Origin of the sequence: Micromonospora sp. NPDC049891 (genome assembly GCF_040660295.1) — a bacterium.
GTDB lineage: Bacteria > Actinomycetota > Actinomycetes > Mycobacteriales > Micromonosporaceae > Micromonospora.
The window spans coordinates 53,898-70,986 of record NZ_JBFAML010000013.1 but is presented as its reverse complement, the minus strand read 5'-3'; the positions used below and the strand labels follow the sequence as shown (position 1 = coordinate 70,986).

Here is a 17,089-nt window from a genome sequence, read left to right as displayed (position 1 = left end):
CGAACCTGAGCGTATCGGAGCGGCGGCAGCCACCCCGGCTCAGCCGCCGAGCCCGCGCCCGTACTCCGGCTCGTCACCCTTCCCGGCGCCCGGTGCACCGTCCGGGTGCCCGGGCACCATGCCCTGACCGGGATCAGCCGGCGGCACGGCGGCCGACCCGGCCGGTGGACCGGAGGTCGGCCCGACCGACCCCGGGATCGGCGCGGGCGAAAGGCCGGGGGGCGGCGCGGGCGAAAGCCCCGGGATCGGCGCGGCCTGGCCGGGCGGTGGCGGGGCCGGCGGGGCGGAGGTGGGCGGACCGGTCCGCGCCGGTGGCACAGCCGCGCGGGCGGACGTGCCGGGCGGGGCAGGCCGCGTCGGTTCGACCGGCTCACCCGGCCGGGTCGCTTCGCTCGGGTCGGCGGGCCGGGCACCGTACACACCGCCGGTCGGGCGGGGCGCCGGGGTGCCGCCGTAGACCCGTGGCGTGCCGGGCCGACTGGTCCCGTACGGCTGGCCGGGCGCTACCGGCGGCACGCCCCCCAACCCGGGCGGCGGCACCGGCGCAGCGCCCGGGACCGGCGGGACCGGCGCGGCGCCCGGGGCGGGTACGACCGGCGCGGCACCTTGACCGCCGCCGGACCGGTAGGTGGTGCCGCCCGGGTTGCGCGGCGGCGGAATCTCGAACCCGTCGGCCGGTCGTCCGCGGTCCTTGCGATCCTTGCGGGAACGGTGGATCAACAGCCCGATGAGCAGCGCACCGGCGGCGACCATGGCGATGCCGAAGTACATCACCGGCGATCCGCCGGAGGACTCACCAGCGGTCTGGGCGAGGTCGTCCGTCGCCTCGGCGGCGAGCGCCACGGTCGGCGTCGCCTCGACGGACGGTTCCTCGGCCGGCTCCGTGCTGGGCGACGGCGACGGCGTGGGTGACGGAGAGGGCGACACCGGTACCCGCCCGCCGACGACCCGCGACGACGCGGCCGCCCGGCCCAGCACGGCGCCCCGTGCCGTGGTTGCCTCTCCCGTCAGCACCAGTCGACCGCCGGGGGCATCCGCGGCGAAGGCGACCCGGTACCGCATCGCCACGCCCTTGCCCTTGCAGATCTCGTCCCTGGCCGGGGCGACCGGTGCGGTGGTGACGAGCCCCGCCTCGCCGGAGACTGCCACCGGCACCCAGCGGCCCCCCACGTTGGCCTGCACCGCCACCTGTTCGGCCCGCACGTCGGGCAGGCTGAGACCCAGCGCGGTGCGCACCCGCACACACCCGTCGGTACGCTTGCGCACCTCCACGGTCACGCCTTCGGCGGAACGTCCCGCGGTGAAGCTGCCCGCCGAACGCACCCGTACCCGGTCCTCGTCGGCGTGCGCGGGGGCACCACCGAGCGCCACCAGGGCGCCCAGAAACACGCAGAGCGTCGCGAGCCGCGCCGTGTGCCGACGTACCGACATGATCAACCACCGTCCCTCCCCCGACGGGGGAACGCCGGTCAGGCTACTACCGGGGCCGGACCTCGGCTGGTCATCGAGCACCCCGCATGTGCGCCGCACCACGTCGCGGTGGCCGCTCGGCGGTCAGGCCGGGCGGTCAGGCCGGGCGGTCCGGGCCCTCCCCGGCATCGGGCCCGTCAGCGCCGTCCGCCTCGGCGCCGCCACCGGTCGCACCGAGCGCCAGGGCGAGCGCGATGCCGATGGCCACCCCGACGCCGATGCCGGCGGCGCCGTCAAGTGCCGCCACACCGATCACCACGCCGAGCAGGATTCCCACCGGCCAGGCCCAGAGTCGTCGGTCACCGTCCTGCTTCTCTGGAGCTGCCATTCCGTGAGCCTATTGCGCCCCGTCGAGGCCCGCACCGGACAGCGCTCGCGCCGTTCGGCGCGGCAGACCTACCGCTCGTCTCACGTTCGGTAGGCTCGACCGCACGCAGCGCCACGAAACGACGTAGTCCGATAGGTTCCCGGTGTGATTGACCGCGAACAGGCCGAGCAGCTCGCAGCGGTGTGGGCCCGCCGCGACTCGCTGCGCCTGGGTCGCGAGTGCCGGCCTGCGGTCGCCGAGTTCGACCTCGGGTACGTCATCATCTCCACCGTGTCCACACCTGTCAGATCGCTGCCCGGCGATCTGCCCACCACCGTTGTCGACAAGCGGACCGGTGAGGTGAGCACCTGGCCGCGGGTGCCGCCCGAGGTGGTGGCGCGGCTCTACCGCCGCAGCCGGGTCGCCGGCCCGCCGGCCCCGCGCACCGTGGACCCGGCCGCCCAGCTGCTGCGGGAGATCCGCCGGCTGCCCGCACCGACCACGACCGTGCGGCTCACCGTCGAAGGGCGGATCTTCACCGCCCGGGGCGCCAAGGGAGACGTGGAACTCAACCATCATCCGCTGGTCCGCGCCTATCTCGACAGGTTGCCCGCCGGCCGCCTGGTTCGCGGCGGAGACCGGCACGCGGAGTTCGTCGCGGTCTCCGACGTGCTGCACGAGTACGACCACCACCGCACCGCCGAAGGCATCGCCGCCATGAACATGGGCGATGCCAGGGAACTGCTGAGTACCGCCCGCGTCGAGGTGTCCCAGGTCCGGGATCCGGGAGATCCCCACGGTGGGGCGGCCGAGCGGCCCTGCGACTCGTGCCTGGACATGCTTGTGGAGTTCAACGTCCTGCCGCGCGGCGAACGGGCCCACATCGAGCCCTGGTTCGCGGAACCGGCTCCCGATCCGGCACCCGGCCGGTTTCCGCCGGAGGTGGCCCGGGCCCTGGTCGCCGCCGGCTGGCGGCCACACTTCAGTGACGCAGCCGTGGCGACGTCGACGATTCACGACGTCGGTGCGGTTGGTGGCCGGGTGCACGGACACGCCTCGTTTCCCGCCGCGGTCGCCACCCTCACCGCCTTTCCACGGCTGCTCAGTCGGCGACGCGGCCCTGGCCAGCAGGTGTGGATCTCACGCTTCGACATCCACCCCCGCCAGGTCGCCCAGACCGCCGACTCGCTCGGTGACTTCGCGGCCGTGATCGGCACCCGGCTGTTCCCGCTCGGCACCGAGGGCCGGCACAGCATCATCGCGGTCGACGAGCAGGGCCGGATATTCGCGCTGGACCAGGCGGGTGAGTGGTTTCTCGGGGTCGACATCGACGCCGCGCTGACCACCCTGCTGCTCGGCCGCGCCCCGGCCCGGGTACGCGACGACGGCGGCTGGTGACGTCGCAGTCAGCCGCTCAGAGCTGCACGCCGGTCAGGACGGTGACCCGCGGCTCGGTGTAGTCGTCCATGGCGCTGCGCAGTCCTTCCCGACCCACGCCGCTGCCCTTCATGCCGCCGTACGGCATCTGGTCGGCGCGGTAGGAGGGCACGTCACCGACGATCACTCCACCCACCTCCAGGGTTCGCGCCGCGGCGAACGCCACGTCGAGGCGGCGGGTGAAGACGCCGGCCTGCAACCCGTACGCCGAGTCGTTCACCGCTGCGAAGCCGGCGGCGTCGTCCACCACCCGGTCCACCACGAGCACCGGGCCGAAGACCTCCTCGGCGTGGACCTTCGCGTCCCGGGGAACTCCGCTCAGGATGGTGGGCGGATAGGTCGCGCCGTCCCGCCGGCCGCCGGTCTCGATTGTGGCGCCGGCCGTCACCGCCTCGTCCACCCACGCCTCCACCCGGCGGGCGGCGGCCTCGGACACCAGCGGGCCGACGTCGGTGAGCGGGTCGGTCGGATCCCCGGTACGCAGCTCCCGCACCGCCGCGACCAGTCGGGGCAGGAAGCCGTCGTAGAGCCATTCGTGCACGTAGACCCGCTGCACGGCGATGCAGGACTGGCCGGCCTGATAGTTGGAGAAGGTGGCGACGCGCTGCGCCGCGAAGGTGAGGTCCTCGTCCTCGGCCCAGTCCTGACAGATCAGTACCGCCGCGTTCCCACCCAGCTCAAGGGTCACCTGCTTGTCGGGGGCGGAACGGCGGATCGCCGCGCCGACCGGTCCGGAGCCGGTGAACGACACGACCGGCAGCCGAGGATCGGCGACCAGCTCGGCGGCGCGGTCGTTGGGCAGCGGCAGCACCGAGAACATGCCCGCCGGCAGTTCCGTCTCGGCCAGCAGCTCGCCCAACAGCAGCGCGGACAGCGGGGTGGCCGGCGCCGGCTTGACGACGATCGGCGCACCGACCGCGATCGCCGGGGCGACCTTGTGCGCCACCAGGTTCAGCGGGAAGTTGAACGGCGTGATGCCGAGCACGGGTCCCTTCGGCACCCGGCGGACCAGGGCGATGCGCCCGGTGCCGGCCGGGTCGGTGTCGAGTCGTTGCAGCTCACCGGAGAAGCGACGGGCCTCCTCGGCCGCCCACCGAAAGGTCGAGCCGGCCCGGCCCACCTCGGCCCGTGACCACTTGAGCGGCTTGCCGTTCTCGGCGGTGATCAGCTGGGCGACCTCCTCGGCCCGCTCGGCGAGGCGACGCGAGACGTGGTCCAGGGCGGCCGCGCGGATGTGCGCGGGCAGCGCCGCGGCCCTCGCGGCCACCCCGGCCGCCGCCGCCACGGCCGCCTCGACCTGGTCGGCGGTGGCGACGGTGGTACGCCCGACCGGGCGACCGTCGTAGGGATGGTGGACGGTCACCTCATCGACACCGTGGGCGGGCCGACCGGCGACGAAGAACGCTGTGGGCTCCACGTGCGCAGCCTAGACGACCGCTCCGCCGACGGAAACAGTCGCCTTAACCCTTGTCTGCCGCGAATTCAGTAGCGAAGATGGCAGCAAGGTTGCGATAACCGCCGCAGCGAGACCCCGAACCCCTCGGAGTGATCCAGTCATGAGTGACCAGCAGAGGCTGCGCAACTTCGTCAACGGCGAGTACGTCGAGCCGGTCGACGGTGGCTACGCCGACCTGATCGACCCGTGCACCGGTGAGGTCTTCGCCCAGACCCCGGTCTCCGGCACCGCCGACGTGGACGCGGCGATGCGAGCCGCCGCCACCGCCTTCGACGGCTGGCGGGACAGCACCCCGGCCGAGCGGCAGAAGGCACTGCTCAAGCTCGCCGACGCGGTCGAGGCCCGGGCCGCCGACCTGGTCGACGCGGAGGTACGCAACACTGGCAAGCCGCGCCAGCTCACCGCCGACGAGGAGCTGCCGCCGGCCGTGGACGAGTTCCGCTTCTTCGCCGGTGCCGCCCGCCTGCTGGAGGGCCGCTCGGCCGGCGAGTACCTGGCCGGGCACACGTCCTACGTGCGGCGCGAGCCGATCGGGGTGTGTGCCCAGGTCACGCCCTGGAACTACCCGCTGATGATGGCGGTCTGGAAGATCGCTCCCGCGCTGGCGGCCGGCAACACGGTGGTCCTCAAACCCTCCGACACCACTCCGGTGTCGACGTTGCTGCTCGCCGAGATCGCCGCCGAGCACCTGCCGCCGGGCGTGTTCAACGTGGTCTGCGGCGACCGGGACACCGGCCGCGCCCTGGTCGCGCACCCCACCCCGCAACTTGTCTCCATCACCGGCTCGACCCGGGCCGGCATGGAGGTCGCCGCAGCCGCCGCACCCGACCTCAAGCGGACCCACCTGGAGCTGGGCGGCAAGGCCCCGGTGGTGATCTTCGACGACGCGGACATCGCCGCGGCGGCCGAGGCCATCGCGGTCGGTGGCTACTTCAACGCCGGCCAGGACTGCACGGCGGCCACCCGGGTGCTCACCGGACCCGGCGTACACGAAGACTTCGTGGCCGCCCTCACCGAGCAGGCCCGCAACACGAGGACCGGGGCACCGGACGACGAGGACGTTCTCTACGGCCCGCTCAACAACGCCAACCAGTTGGCCCGGGTACGTGGCTTCCTGGACCGACTGCCCGACCACGCGACGGTGCAGACCGGGGGCGCCCAGGTCGGCGAGCGTGGCTACTTCTACGCGCCGACAGTCGTCTCCGGCGTCCGGCAGGACGACGAGATCATCCAGGACGAGGTGTTCGGACCGGTGATCACCGTTCAGCGGTTCTCCGACGAGGACGAGGCGGTCCGCTGGGCCAACGGCGTCGACTACGGCCTGTCCGCCTCGGTCTGGACCCGCGACCACGGCCGGGCGATGCGGATGACCCGACGGCTCGACTTCGGCTGCGTCTGGGTGAACACCCACATCCCGTTCATCTCCGAGATGCCGCACGGCGGATTCAAGCACTCCGGGCACGGCAAGGACCTCTCCGTCTACAGCCTGGAGGACTACACCCGGATCAAGCACGTCATGCACAACATCGAGGGCTGACCCGTGAGCGCGAGGAGTGAGCCGGGCTGGCGGGTCCCGCAGTCGCGAACGAATGACGGCACGGCGGCTTCCTCCGACGAGCTGCACAAGCGGCGCGGCTCCGCCGTCGCCCGGGGCGTCGGCAGTGTCATCACGTCCTACGTGGACTCCGCCTCGGGCGGCACCCTCACCGACGTCGACGGTCGCCAGTGGATCGACTTCGCCGCCGGCATCGCGGTCACGAACGTCGGCAACTCCGCGCCGAGGGTGGTCGAGGCCGTTCGGGCGCAGGTCGAACGGTTCACCCACACCTGTTTCATGGTCGCGCCGTACGAGTCGTACGTGACGGTCTGCGAGCAGCTGAACGCGCTGACCCCGGGCGGGTTCGAGAAGCGTTCGGCGCTGTTCAACTCGGGTGCCGAGGCGGTGGAGAACGCGGTGAAGGTCGCCCGGCACGCCACCGGCCGGCCGGCGGTGGTGGTGTTCGACCACGCGTACCACGGGCGGACCAACCTGACGATGGCGCTGACGGCGAAGAACATGCCGTACAAGCACCGGTTCGGGCCGTTCGCCGGCGAGGTGTACCGGGTGCCGATGTCGTACCCGTTGCGCGACGGTGGTCTCGACGGCGCCACCGCGGCGGCCCGCGCCATCGAGACCGTCGAGAAGCAGGTCGGGGCGGAGAACGTCGCCGCGCTGCTGATCGAGCCGATCCAGGGCGAGGGCGGTTTCGTCGTACCGGCGAAGGGTTTCCTGCCGGCGCTGCGCACGTGGGCGACGGCGGCCGGGGTGGTCTTCGTCGCCGACGAGATCCAGACCGGGTTCTGCCGCACCGGCGACTGGTTCGCCTGCCAGCACGAGGGCGTCGAACCGGACCTGGTGACCCTGGCCAAGGGCATGGCCGGTGGGCTGCCCCTGGCCGCGGTCACCGGCCGGGCGGAACTGATGGACGCGGTGCACGTCGGCGGGCTCGGCGGCACCTACGGCGGCAATCCGATCGCCTGCGCCGCCGCACTGGCCGCCATCGAGACCATGCGGGAACTGGACCTGGCCGGCGCGGCCCGGCGGATCGGGACGGTGCTGGGCGACCGGCTACGCGCCGTCGCCGCCCGCGACCCGCGCATCGCCGAGGTACGCGGGCGCGGCGCGATGCTCGCCGTGGAGATCGTCACGCCGGGCACCCTGACCCCCGACCCGACCGCCACCGCCGCGGTATCGGCGGCCTGCCACGCCGCCGGTCTGCTCACCCTCACCTGCGGCACGTACGGCAATGTGCTGCGCTTCCTGCCACCGCTCGTCATCTCCGACGACGAACTCGCCCGCGGCCTGGACATCCTCGACGCCGCCTTCGGGTGACCGACCGGCCGGGTGGTTGCCGCGTCCGCACCGCGCGGCAGCCACCCGGCCTCCTGCCCGACTCGCCTGACCTCAGCGCAGCAGCTCGACGGTGTTGTTGCGCACCAGGTTCTTGCCCGGCTCCCGGATCTGCTCCATCGCGGCGGAGTTCAGCAGCACACAGCTGCCCGAGGGTCCGGTGATGGTGACGGTTGTCGTCTTGTCGTTGTCCAGGTTGGTCACCCGCAGCCGGGTGCCGACCGGGAAGCGGTCGCTGGTCGCGGCCGGCCCGGCGGCCTCGTCGAAGAAGGTGATCGCACCCTGGCAGGCCGACCCGGTGACCGGGCGGGCCGCCGGCGGTGAGGCCGAGCCCGGCCGGTCGCCGATCACGCCCGGCTGTCCCGCGCCCGGCTGCGCGGCGGCATCCCCGATCCGCTCGACCACGTTGCGCCGGATCACGTTCTTCCCCGGCTCGCGGACGAGTTCCATCGCGGCGGTGTTGAGCAGCACGCAACTGCCCGACGGGCCGACGACTGTCACCTCCGCCACCTTGTCGTTGTCGAGGTTCGTCACCCGCAGCCGGGTACCGACGGGAAACTGGTTGCTGGTGGCGGCAGGTCCGCCGCCCTCGGCCGAGAACGTGATCGATCCCGAGCAGACGCTCTGTCGGGTCGGTGCGCTGTCAGCGAACCCGAGTCCGGTGCCCACCGCCACCGTCGCCGCGGCGACCACCGCCACCCCCGCCGCCAGCATGTGCTTCCGCTGCAGCCTCACCTGTTCCTCCCGTCCTCACACCCTTGTGTTTCGGGGGCTGGTACGGCCTGGGAGCGCTTTCCAGTTCATCGCCGTGACACTTATCGAAAACAAGGCTTCGAGTGAACCGGCGACAGCACGGTCATACCGGGCCGTACCGGGTGCGCGGCGCACCGGTAAGCAACGCCCAGTAGCGATCCCCGTACGACCAGTGCCACCACTCGGTGGGGTAGTTCACCAGGCCGGCCCCGCGCAACGCGCCGGCCATGATCTGCCGATGCCGGCGGGCCTCGGCGCTTACCGACGACGCGGCGGTGAAGCAGGCGTTGCCGCTCGCCTCCGGGGTGGCGTCGACAGCGGTGCCCATGTCCAGCTCGACGCCGTCGAGTGTGCACAGCGTCAGATCCACCGCACCGCCGGTGCTGTGCGGCGCCACCTCCACCGGCGAGACGAACTTGGTGGTCTCCCGGTACAGCCGCTCCGACGACCAGTCCGGGTGGGCCCGTCGCAGTTCCTCCTGGTAGCCGGTGAAGATGTCCAACTGCGACTGGTAGGGCCGGTATCCCTCGATGATCAGCAGGCGCAACCCCCCGGGCAACGCGCTTTGTGCCAGGAGCAGCCGGTCCACCACCGGCCGGCGCAACCGGGCGTACGCGCCGGCCGGGTCGGCAGCCCGCCCGTCCAACCGCAGCTCGGGGATCTCGCGCAGGTCGACGAGCGGCTCACCGTCGTCGGCACCGCGGACCGCAGCGACCCGCGGATCGCAGAGGAGGATCACCGCTCGCCTCCCCCGCCGGGCCGCTCCGCGTGCCGGGCGAAGGCCAGCGCGACGAGGCGGTCCAGGATCTCCCGGTAGTCGACGCCGGCCGCCGCCCACACCTTCGGGTACATCGAGTGCGCGGTGAATCCCGGCATGGTGTTCAACTCGTTGACGTACAACTCGCCGGCCACCTCGTCGTAGAGGAAGTCGACCCGGGCCAGACCCCAGCCCCCGATCGCGGCGAACGCCCGCACCGACAGCTCCCGGATCCGCTCGGTCACCTCCCGGGGCAGCGGAGCCGGCACGACCATGGGATCGGTGTCGCCGAAGTACTTCTGGCGGTAGTCGAACCAGCCGCCGCTGACCCGCACCTCGCCGACCGCCGAAGCGTCCGGCCGGGTACCGCCGAGCACCCCGCACTCCAGTTCCCGACCGTTCACCCCCTGCTCCACCACGACCACCGTGTCGTGTCGCAGCGCCTCCTCGATCGCCGCACCCAGATCGTCGCCCTCGGCCACCCGGGAGATCCCGATCGAGGAACCCATCCGGGCCGGCTTGACGAACAGCGGACGGCGCAGCCCCAGCACCAGCTTCTCCGGATCCTCGGTGGTCCGGTAGGTGGTCGCGTCGAACGAGACGTGCGGGGTGATCGGCACCCCCTCGGCCCGCAACGCCCGCTTCATCGCCACCTTGTCCATCCCGACGGCGGAGGCGAGGATGCCGCACCCGACGTACGGCACACCCAGGGATTCGAGCAGCCCCTGCACCACCCCGTCCTCGCCGAACGGACCGTGCAGCACCGGGAAGACCACGTCCAGTTCGGCGTGCACCGCGCCGGGAGCATCCATCGCGGTCACCACCGCCGTACCCGGGCGCAGCCCGGTCCGCAGTTCCACGGCCGGACCGATCACCGTCAGCCGGTCGTCGATGGCCCGCTCGGTCGCCGTTCCGGCGAGGAACCCGGACAGCGCCGCGTCCGGGACGAGCCGCAAGCCACCGCCACGGGTGACGCCGATGGCGACGATGCGGTACCCACCGCCGGCCAGTGCCCGGGCCACGCCGAGCGCCGAGGCGCAGGAGACGTCGTGCTCCGCCGACGGGCCGCCGAACAGGATTCCGATCCGTACCGGTGCACTCATGCCGTCGCCTCGCTTCGCTCGGTGCCCCGCCTGCAACCCAGGCCCGACACTCCGATGATCAACTCACTCATGCCACTGCCACCTCTTCCTCAAGTCGGGCGTTCGCCGCCAGCCGGGCGACCAGTTCCGCCTCCACGTTTCCGCCGGTCAGCACCACGCCGACCGTGCGCAGCCGGTGCCCACCAGCAGCCGCCACCGGCAACCGCTCGACGGCAGGCGACCGCAGTGCCCCGTCATCGCCGCGCGACCGCAGCGTCCCGTCGGTGTCGAGCGACCGCGGTGCCCCGTCGGCACCGAATGACCGCGACGCACCCTCGGCGGCAGGCGCACGCAGCGCCTCGTCGTTGCCGAGCGACCGCAGCGTCCCGTCGGCGGCGAGCCGCAGCGCGCCGGCCAGGCCGGCCGCCCCTGAGGGCTCGGCCAGCACCTTCAGTTCCAGCAGGAGCAGCCGGAACGCCTCGGCGATCTCGTCGTCGTCCACCCGCACCACCCCCCGCAGGCGGTCGCGTAGAACTGCGAAGGGCAGCTCACCCACGCAGGACGGGCGCAGTCCGTCGGCGATCGTCGGTGCCGGCGTGACCGGAACCGGACGACCGGCCGCCAGGCTGCGGGCCAACGAGTCGCAGCCACGCGGCTCCACGCCGTACACCTCGATCCGCCGACCGGTCGCGGCCAGGCAGGCACCGGCCACGCCGCCACCCCCGCCGACCGGCAGCACCAGGGCGTCCAGCGGGGTGCCGGCCCGCTCGGCCTCCTCGATCAGTTCGAGGCTGGCGCTGCCCTGCCCGGCGATGACGTCCGGATGGTCGTACGCGTCGACGATCGGGTGGCCGGTCTCGTCGCGCACCCGGCGGGCCACGGCCAGCCGCTCCTCGACAGTGGTACCGGCCAGCACCACCCGGGCACCCGCCGCGCGGGCCCGAGCCACCTTCGTCGGTGCCGCGTCGACCGGAAGTACCACCGTGGCGGCCAACTCGAACCGCCGAGCCGCGAGTGCCACCGCCACCGCGTGGTTACCGGTGCTCTGCGCGACCACCCCGGCGTACCCGGCCGCCGCCAGCCGACCCACCGCGAACAGGCCGCCGCGCATCTTGTACGAGCCCCCGGACTGTAGGTTCTCCGCCTTCAACAGCACCCGGGCACCAACCAGCCGGTCGATGGCGGGTGCCCGCAGCACCGGGGTACGCACTACCCGGCCGGCAAGCCACCGGGCTGCCTCCGGCACGTCGATCGAAGCCGGGACGGCTCCGGACGGATCGGTGTGAGACATGTCCTCTCCTTTGCAGTCGGTCAGCGAGGTGCCGTCGGTACGGGCGCCCTCGGCAGGGGCGCCGTCGGCGCGGACGGCTCCGGCGTCCTCGGCCCTGATGGCCGGGACGACGTCGGCGCGAGTGGTCGGGGTTCCGGCCGCCGGTCGGCGGCCCGGCCGGGCAGGTCGAACAGCCAGGTCGCCCGGGCCGCCAGCAGCAACCGGTGCAGGCCGAGGCTGAGCGCCAGCACGCCGACGGTGAGCGAGAACGGGAAGCCGATGGCCAACGCGAACCGGGTGGGGTCGTCCAGGCCGGCGATCGGATCGGCGATCAGGCGATGCAGCAGCGCCAGCACCGGCATGTGGATGACGTAGATCGGCAATGTCTGGCGGCCGAGGGCGGCGAGCGGCTCGCCGACCGCCGACCATCGGGCCAGTCGGACCGCCACGGCGATGCCGAACAGGACCGCGAGGACGGAGACAAGTGGCGCCACTCCGGGCAGTCGAGCGGTCCCGGTCGCCGCCACCGCGGCCAACGCGGCGGCGTACGCCCCGGCGGACAGCAGCAACCGTCGGCCGGTCATGCCGTCGGCCCACCGCCGGACGTACCCGCTCAAGTGCAGGCCGGCCAGGAAGAACACCAGGTTCTGGTAGAGACCTCCCCGGTTACCCGGGGTGTCGACCAACCCTGCCGAGGCGACCGCGCTCAACATGCCGGCGGCGACCAGCAGCACCGCCGGATGGACCCGTCGCAGCGCCTTGGCCAGCACGAAGTACAACGCCAGCGCGTACAGGTACCAGAGGTTCGACGGGGTGACCGTCAGCTGTGCCAGCAGGCCACCGAGGTCGCTCGCCCGGTCGGTCGGGAAGTCCGGGGCGAGGGCCAGCACGACAGTGTGGATCATCAGCCAAACGCCGTACAGGTAGAGGAAGCGGGCGGCCCGGGGCCGGGCGACCGACCGCCAGGGCCGCTGCACGGCGGTCGCCGCGAACATGCCGGAGATGGTGAAGAACAACGGCATCCGCATCGGCAACAGCAGCTCACCGAAGGTTCCCCAGGCACCCGGCACCGGCACGTCGAGCCGCCAGTCGATCTGGAGGTAGTCCTTGACGATCACGTGCCAGAGCAGGACCAGCAGGATGCAGCCGCCCTTGGCGACGTCAGCCCAGGCCAACCTGGTGCCGGTCGAAGCCGGGCCAGCGCCGGTCGAAGCCGGGCCAGCGCCGGTCGAAGCCGGGCCGGTGCCGGCGTCGCCACCTGGGGTGGGCCGGCTGGTCGCCGTCTCCACCACGATGGGTAGACGGGTCGTCATGGTCTCTCCTCTCCGTCGCGGGCACGTCGGCCGGCCGGTCCTCGGGCACTCCGGGTCGGCCGGTTCCGGGCAAGCCGGGCGGTCGGTGCCGGCACCCTGGTCGGGCGGTGCCAGCCCCGGGCGGTGGTCCCGGTACGCCGGGCCAACTGGTTGCCGGGCACGCCGGGCCAACTGGTCCCGGTGCGCCGGGCCAACTGGTTGTCGGGCACGCCGGGCCAGTCGTTTTGTGGGCACGCTGAAGGTCGGGCTGCCGCGGTGTGCGGCCCCGTTCGCGGGCGGTGCTTCGGTTACCGGCCTGGCGGCCGGGTCAGGGTGCGGTGGGCAGTTGGACGTCCACCCGCAGGCCGCCGTACTCGGCCGGGCGGGCGGCGATCAGGCCGTCGTGCGCCTGGGTGATCGAGCGGGCGATGGCCAGGCCGAGGCCGGCACCACCGCTGTGGTTCGTCCGGTCCCGGGCCAGGCGCCGGAACGGCTCGAAGAGCCCGGCCACCGCCTCGGCCGGCACCACCTGGCCCGTGTTGACCACGGTCAGGGCCGGACTGCGACCGACCGCGACGGTGAGGGTGCCACCCGGCCGGTTGTACTTGATCGCGTTCTCCACGAGATTCGTCACCAGGCGTTCCAGCAGCACCCGCTCGCCCATCACCATCCGGGGCTCCAGGTGGCTCTGCACCGTCACCCCCGCCTCGGCGATCCGGTCCTGGTACGCGGCCAGCACGCCGGTGACGATCTCGTCGAGCCGCTGCGGGGTACGGGAGCGCAGCCCCTGGTCACTCTCGCTGAGCGCGAGCAGCCCTTCGATCAGCCGCTCGTTGCGTTCGTTGGTCTCCAGCAACTGCCCGGTCAGCAGTTCCAGCTGTTCGCCGGTGAGCGACCGGGCCATACCGACCTCGATGAGCGTCCGCTGCACCGCCAACGGCGTACGCAGTTCGTGGGAGGCGTTCGCGGCGAACCGCCGCTGCCCCTCGTAGCCTGCGGCGATGCGCTCCATCATCGCGTCGATGGACCGGGCCAGCCGGGCCAGCTCGTCGTTGCCGCGCGGACGCAGCCGGTGACCGAGATTCTGCGGCCCGACCTGCGCGATCGGCCCGGCCAGGTCCCGCACCGGACGCAGGCACCACAGCGCGGCGGCCCAGATACCGGCGATCGAGAGCACGAGGATGCCCAGCCCGGTGAGCGGGACGGCCAGGCCGGCTAGGTCCCGCGCCGGCTGGCACACCAGACCCACGCCGGGCAGCCCGGTGTGGCAGAGCCCGCTGGCACTCACCCACAACTCGCCGAGCACGGACTTCGTCAGGCCGGGCAGGGCGTACCCGACGAGCAGGGCGAGTACGCCGACCAGCACGACGCGCCAGCGCGGGGTCACTCGGCACCGCCGATGCGGTACCCGGCACGGGGGACGGTGTGGATGACCTGGGGCGAGCCGAGCTTCTTGCGCAGCGTCATCACGGTGACCCGGACCACGTTCGTGAACGGGTCGGCGAACTCGTCCCACGCCTGTTCGAGTAGTTCCTCAGCGCTGACCACCCGGCCTTCGGCCCGGAGCAGCACGTGCAGCACCGCGAACTCCTTGGGGCTCAGGCTTACCGGCCGACCATCCCGGGTGACCGTGTGCCGGGCCACGTCCAGAACGACGCCGTACGCCTCCAGCACCGGCGGGACGGCCGGGGCGGAGCGCCGACCCAACGCCTGGACCCGGGCGACCAGTTCGGCGAAGGCGAACGGCTTGGTCAGGTAGTCGTCGGCACCAAGCCCCAGGCCCTCCACCCGGTCCCGGATCCCGGCGGCGGCGGTGAGCAGCAGCACCCGGGTACCGGAGCCGGACGCGGCGAGGCTGCGACACACCTCGTCACCGGTATGGCCGGGCATGTCCCGGTCCAGCACCGCGACGTCGTACCGGTTCACCCCGACCCGCTCCAACGCTCCGTCACCGTCGTAGCAGACGTCCACCGCCATCGAGAGGCGACGCAGCCCCTCTGCGACGGTGTCCGCCAACAACCGTTCGTCGTCCGCCACCAGCACCCGCACGCTTCCGCTCCCCGTAGTCCTCGCTGTCGGGCATACGTTCTCAGGCACGAGTTAAGGGTTCCGTAAGTGCCCGCCGCACCAATACTCCACGTAACCACCCCACCCCACCCCCCACCCTCCCCAACCCCACCCCCAGCCCTCACCTGCGTCCGCGATCATGCAGTTGTGGCACCCGACATGTACGCATTAGCCCCTTATGGCAGGTGCCACAATTGCATGATCGACGAAAGCCAGGCGGCGTGGGTGGGGCAAGGGGCCACGGCGCGAAGGGCCAGCGGGGTTGGGCGGGGGTCAGCGGGTGAGGAGGGTACGGATGGTGGCGGCGATGTAGGTGGGGCGACGGTAGAGGTCATGGGCAGTGAAATGCCTCATCCGCCAGCCCTCGGCGGCCAGCCAGTTCATCCGCGCCCGATCATGCCGGAGACGATCAGGGTCGAGGTGGGAAAGTCCGTCGTACTCGATACCGACCCGGCACTCACGGTAGGCCAGGTCGAGTCGATAGATCCCCAGACCGTCCCGGTCATGGACCCAACACTGGGGCTCCGGAACCGGCAGTCCGGCATCCACGAGAAGCAGTCTCAGTTGACTCTCCTGGCGGCACTCGGGGCGGGGATCAGCCAGATCGACCAGGCGCCGCGCCTGCCGGACACCACGCAAGGCCCGGTGGGCGACGAGCTCACTTCGCAGCCCTTCAAGGCTGCAGGCACCGACCCGTAGGCACAGATCCAACACCGGCAGGGCGTCCATCCGCCGTAACGTCCTCGCCAGGTCGATAGCGCAGCGAACCGCAGGCGCACACGGTACGCCGCCGATCCACATCGGATTCCGGACCGGAACGATGGACTCGTGTGTCACGACTCCCCGCAGTCGCGGCACCACCAGACCGGCAGGCACGATCACGTGCAGATCCTCAGAGCGGGCGTCGCCGAAACCGTGCAGCGACGCGCCGCTGTGGTAGCCGAGCGCGCATCCGTCAGGCAGCCGGTCGAAGACCGCGGCGAGCCGCTCATCCGGGCCAGGGGCGGTCGTCGGCACGTACACCCCTCGACTCAACCGAGTGAGCGCCCCCGCCTCAGCCCTGCACCTGACTTGCCCACGGCTCCACCCTGAAGCCAACAACTCGGAGTATCGAATAAGACCCGCCACACCCCCGCACTGTGCTCCGACAGCCGCCCGATTTCCGCCCCTTGTGGACAACCAGAGGCCCTGTGGAAAACCCCCACCCGCTGCCCCTTTCTGCTAAACCACTCCCCGTCCCGCCGATCATGCAGTTGTGGCACCTCACAAAAAGGGCTATCCGTGATGTAACGACAACCACAACTGCATGATCGGCGCGGGGAGGGCGGGAGGGCGCGGGGAGGGCGGGGGCGTTAGTCGCAGCCCCAGCCGTCGTTGTCGCGGTCGAGGTCGTAGATGTCGGTGCCGATGACCTTGACCGGACCGGTCACGTATGCGGGTCCGTTGCCGCTGCCGCCGGCACAGTCGACATCGCTGGCGATCGGCACGCAAGGGGTGTAGTTCGGGTCGCATCGGGAGGCCGGTTTGGTGCCCTCGGCGACGACCTCGGTGACCGGCTTCTTCGTCACGACTGAGCTGACCAGTTCCTTGCTGGTCTGTGCCCCGTCCACCACTGTCACCTGATAAGTCAGGGTGCGTACGCCATCCACGCCTCGGGTACGGACCACCCGCTTTCCCTCGGCCAGCGACGAGTCCTGCACTGTACGGGTGCCGTGCTGGATGGTTTGCTTCTCCACCACGCTGCGCGTCCGCACCACTGGGGTAGGGGCGGAAGTCGGGCTACCGGTGATGCCGCGTGGTTCAGCGGATTCGGTCACCGCCGACCCGTCGCCGGAAGTGGGCATCGGTGCCGACGCACCGCTCGCCGTCGGCACCGGGTCACCGGGCGTTGCTGGTACCACCTCGCCACCGTCGGAAGTGGACGAATCCGGCACGGGTGCCACTGTGGCGACGATGGCTGGGGCGGACTCCTCGGCGGCCGTGCCGGTGCGCAGCGGCTCGGGCTCGTCGACGAGGGCACCCACGAAGGTGCTGCCCGCGCAGCAGAGCAGTACGAATGACATGAACACTCCGCCCAGGATCATGGTGACCCGGTGGCCGGGGCTGAGCCGGCTGAACCAGGTCGGCGGCGGGGCGGGCTGCGGCTGGCCAGGGAAGGCATTCGGAGTTGTCACATCCATGAGTCTCGTCGGCGGTACTCACCGCGCTATCCTCTGGCGCGTCGTTCACCCTCACCGAATGCGTTCCTCAGGTGACCATCAGGGCGGCAACTCGGCACCGATCGTCACTCCGCCGACACATCTGGCTG

At 72.0% G+C, this 17,089-nt stretch carries 15 protein-coding genes; 3 read left to right on the top strand and 12 right to left on the bottom strand.

Annotated elements, in window-relative coordinates:
• Positions 1-39 precede the first annotated feature (39 nt).
• Together AB0I71_RS18320 and AB0I71_RS18315 are read right to left on the bottom strand one after the other, a co-directional pair.
• Positions 40-1,431 carry a hypothetical protein gene (locus tag AB0I71_RS18320; RefSeq protein WP_357586039.1) on the bottom strand — a complete coding sequence of 464 codons (1,392 nt, stop codon included), beginning with the start codon at positions 1,429-1,431 and terminating at the stop codon, positions 40-42.
• Between the two features lie 136 nt (positions 1,432-1,567).
• Positions 1,568-1,798, bottom strand: a complete 231-nt coding sequence (locus AB0I71_RS18315) for a hypothetical protein (protein WP_357586037.1) — start codon at positions 1,796-1,798, stop codon at positions 1,568-1,570.
• Positions 1,799-1,942: 144 nt separating this feature from the next.
• Between AB0I71_RS18315 and AB0I71_RS18310 the strand changes: the two genes are divergently transcribed.
• Complete coding sequence (locus AB0I71_RS18310; RefSeq protein ID WP_357586035.1) at positions 1,943-3,175, top strand: SUKH-3 domain-containing protein; 1,233 nt, start codon at positions 1,943-1,945, stop codon at positions 3,173-3,175.
• Positions 3,176-3,191: 16 nt separating this feature from the next.
• Here AB0I71_RS18310 and AB0I71_RS18305 read toward each other — a convergent pair whose 3' ends face one another.
• Complete coding sequence (locus tag AB0I71_RS18305) at positions 3,192-4,631, bottom strand: aldehyde dehydrogenase family protein (RefSeq protein WP_357586033.1); 1,440 nt, start codon at positions 4,629-4,631, stop codon at positions 3,192-3,194.
• Between the two features lie 139 nt (positions 4,632-4,770).
• Here AB0I71_RS18305 and AB0I71_RS18300 point away from each other — a divergent pair, with 139 nt between their 5' ends.
• Both AB0I71_RS18300 and gabT read left to right on the top strand, forming a co-directional pair.
• On the top strand, positions 4,771-6,207 hold the full coding sequence (locus AB0I71_RS18300; protein ID WP_357586031.1) for a gamma-aminobutyraldehyde dehydrogenase: 1,437 nt from the start codon (positions 4,771-4,773) through the stop codon (positions 6,205-6,207).
• Between the two features lie 3 nt (positions 6,208-6,210).
• Positions 6,211-7,542 carry a 4-aminobutyrate--2-oxoglutarate transaminase gene (gene gabT, locus AB0I71_RS18295; protein ID WP_357586028.1) on the top strand — a complete coding sequence of 444 codons (1,332 nt, stop codon included), beginning with the start codon at positions 6,211-6,213 and terminating at the stop codon, positions 7,540-7,542.
• Positions 7,543-7,614: 72 nt separating this feature from the next.
• On the opposite strand, the gene AB0I71_RS18290 is transcribed toward gabT, so the two are convergent.
• The 9 genes from AB0I71_RS18290 to AB0I71_RS18250 form a co-directional block, all read right to left on the bottom strand.
• Entirely contained in the window at positions 7,615-8,295 is a 681-nt protein-coding gene (locus AB0I71_RS18290) for a hypothetical protein (RefSeq protein ID WP_357586026.1), read from the bottom strand.
• A 121-nt stretch (positions 8,296-8,416) separates the two neighbouring features.
• Positions 8,417-9,052 carry a M15 family metallopeptidase gene (locus tag AB0I71_RS18285; protein ID WP_357586024.1) on the bottom strand — a complete coding sequence of 212 codons (636 nt, stop codon included), beginning with the start codon at positions 9,050-9,052 and terminating at the stop codon, positions 8,417-8,419.
• Positions 9,049-10,173, bottom strand: coding sequence for a D-alanine--D-alanine ligase family protein (locus tag AB0I71_RS18280; RefSeq protein ID WP_357586022.1), 1,125 nt, complete (start codon positions 10,171-10,173; stop codon positions 9,049-9,051). The genes AB0I71_RS18285 and AB0I71_RS18280 overlap by 4 nt, the downstream gene beginning before the upstream one ends.
• A 67-nt stretch (positions 10,174-10,240) precedes the next feature.
• Complete coding sequence (locus AB0I71_RS18275) at positions 10,241-11,443, bottom strand: pyridoxal-phosphate dependent enzyme (protein ID WP_357586020.1); 1,203 nt, start codon at positions 11,441-11,443, stop codon at positions 10,241-10,243.
• A gap of 20 nt (positions 11,444-11,463) precedes the next feature.
• Entirely contained in the window at positions 11,464-12,735 is a 1,272-nt protein-coding gene (locus tag AB0I71_RS18270; RefSeq protein WP_357586018.1) for an acyltransferase, read from the bottom strand.
• Between the two features lie 307 nt (positions 12,736-13,042).
• Positions 13,043-14,101, bottom strand: a complete 1,059-nt coding sequence (locus AB0I71_RS18265) for an ATP-binding protein (protein WP_357586016.1) — start codon at positions 14,099-14,101, stop codon at positions 13,043-13,045.
• On the bottom strand, positions 14,098-14,763 hold the full coding sequence (locus AB0I71_RS18260; protein ID WP_357586014.1) for a response regulator transcription factor: 666 nt from the start codon (positions 14,761-14,763) through the stop codon (positions 14,098-14,100). The genes AB0I71_RS18265 and AB0I71_RS18260 overlap by 4 nt, the downstream gene beginning before the upstream one ends.
• Before the next feature lie 291 nt (positions 14,764-15,054).
• Positions 15,055-15,909 carry a type IV toxin-antitoxin system AbiEi family antitoxin domain-containing protein gene (locus AB0I71_RS18255; RefSeq protein WP_357586012.1) on the bottom strand — a complete coding sequence of 285 codons (855 nt, stop codon included), beginning with the start codon at positions 15,907-15,909 and terminating at the stop codon, positions 15,055-15,057.
• A gap of 224 nt (positions 15,910-16,133) precedes the next feature.
• The gene (locus AB0I71_RS18250; protein WP_357586010.1) at positions 16,134-16,955 is read right to left on the bottom strand and encodes a G5 domain-containing protein; all 822 of its coding nucleotides are present in this window, start codon (positions 16,953-16,955) and stop codon (positions 16,134-16,136) included.
• Positions 16,956-17,089: the final 134 nt, after the last annotated feature.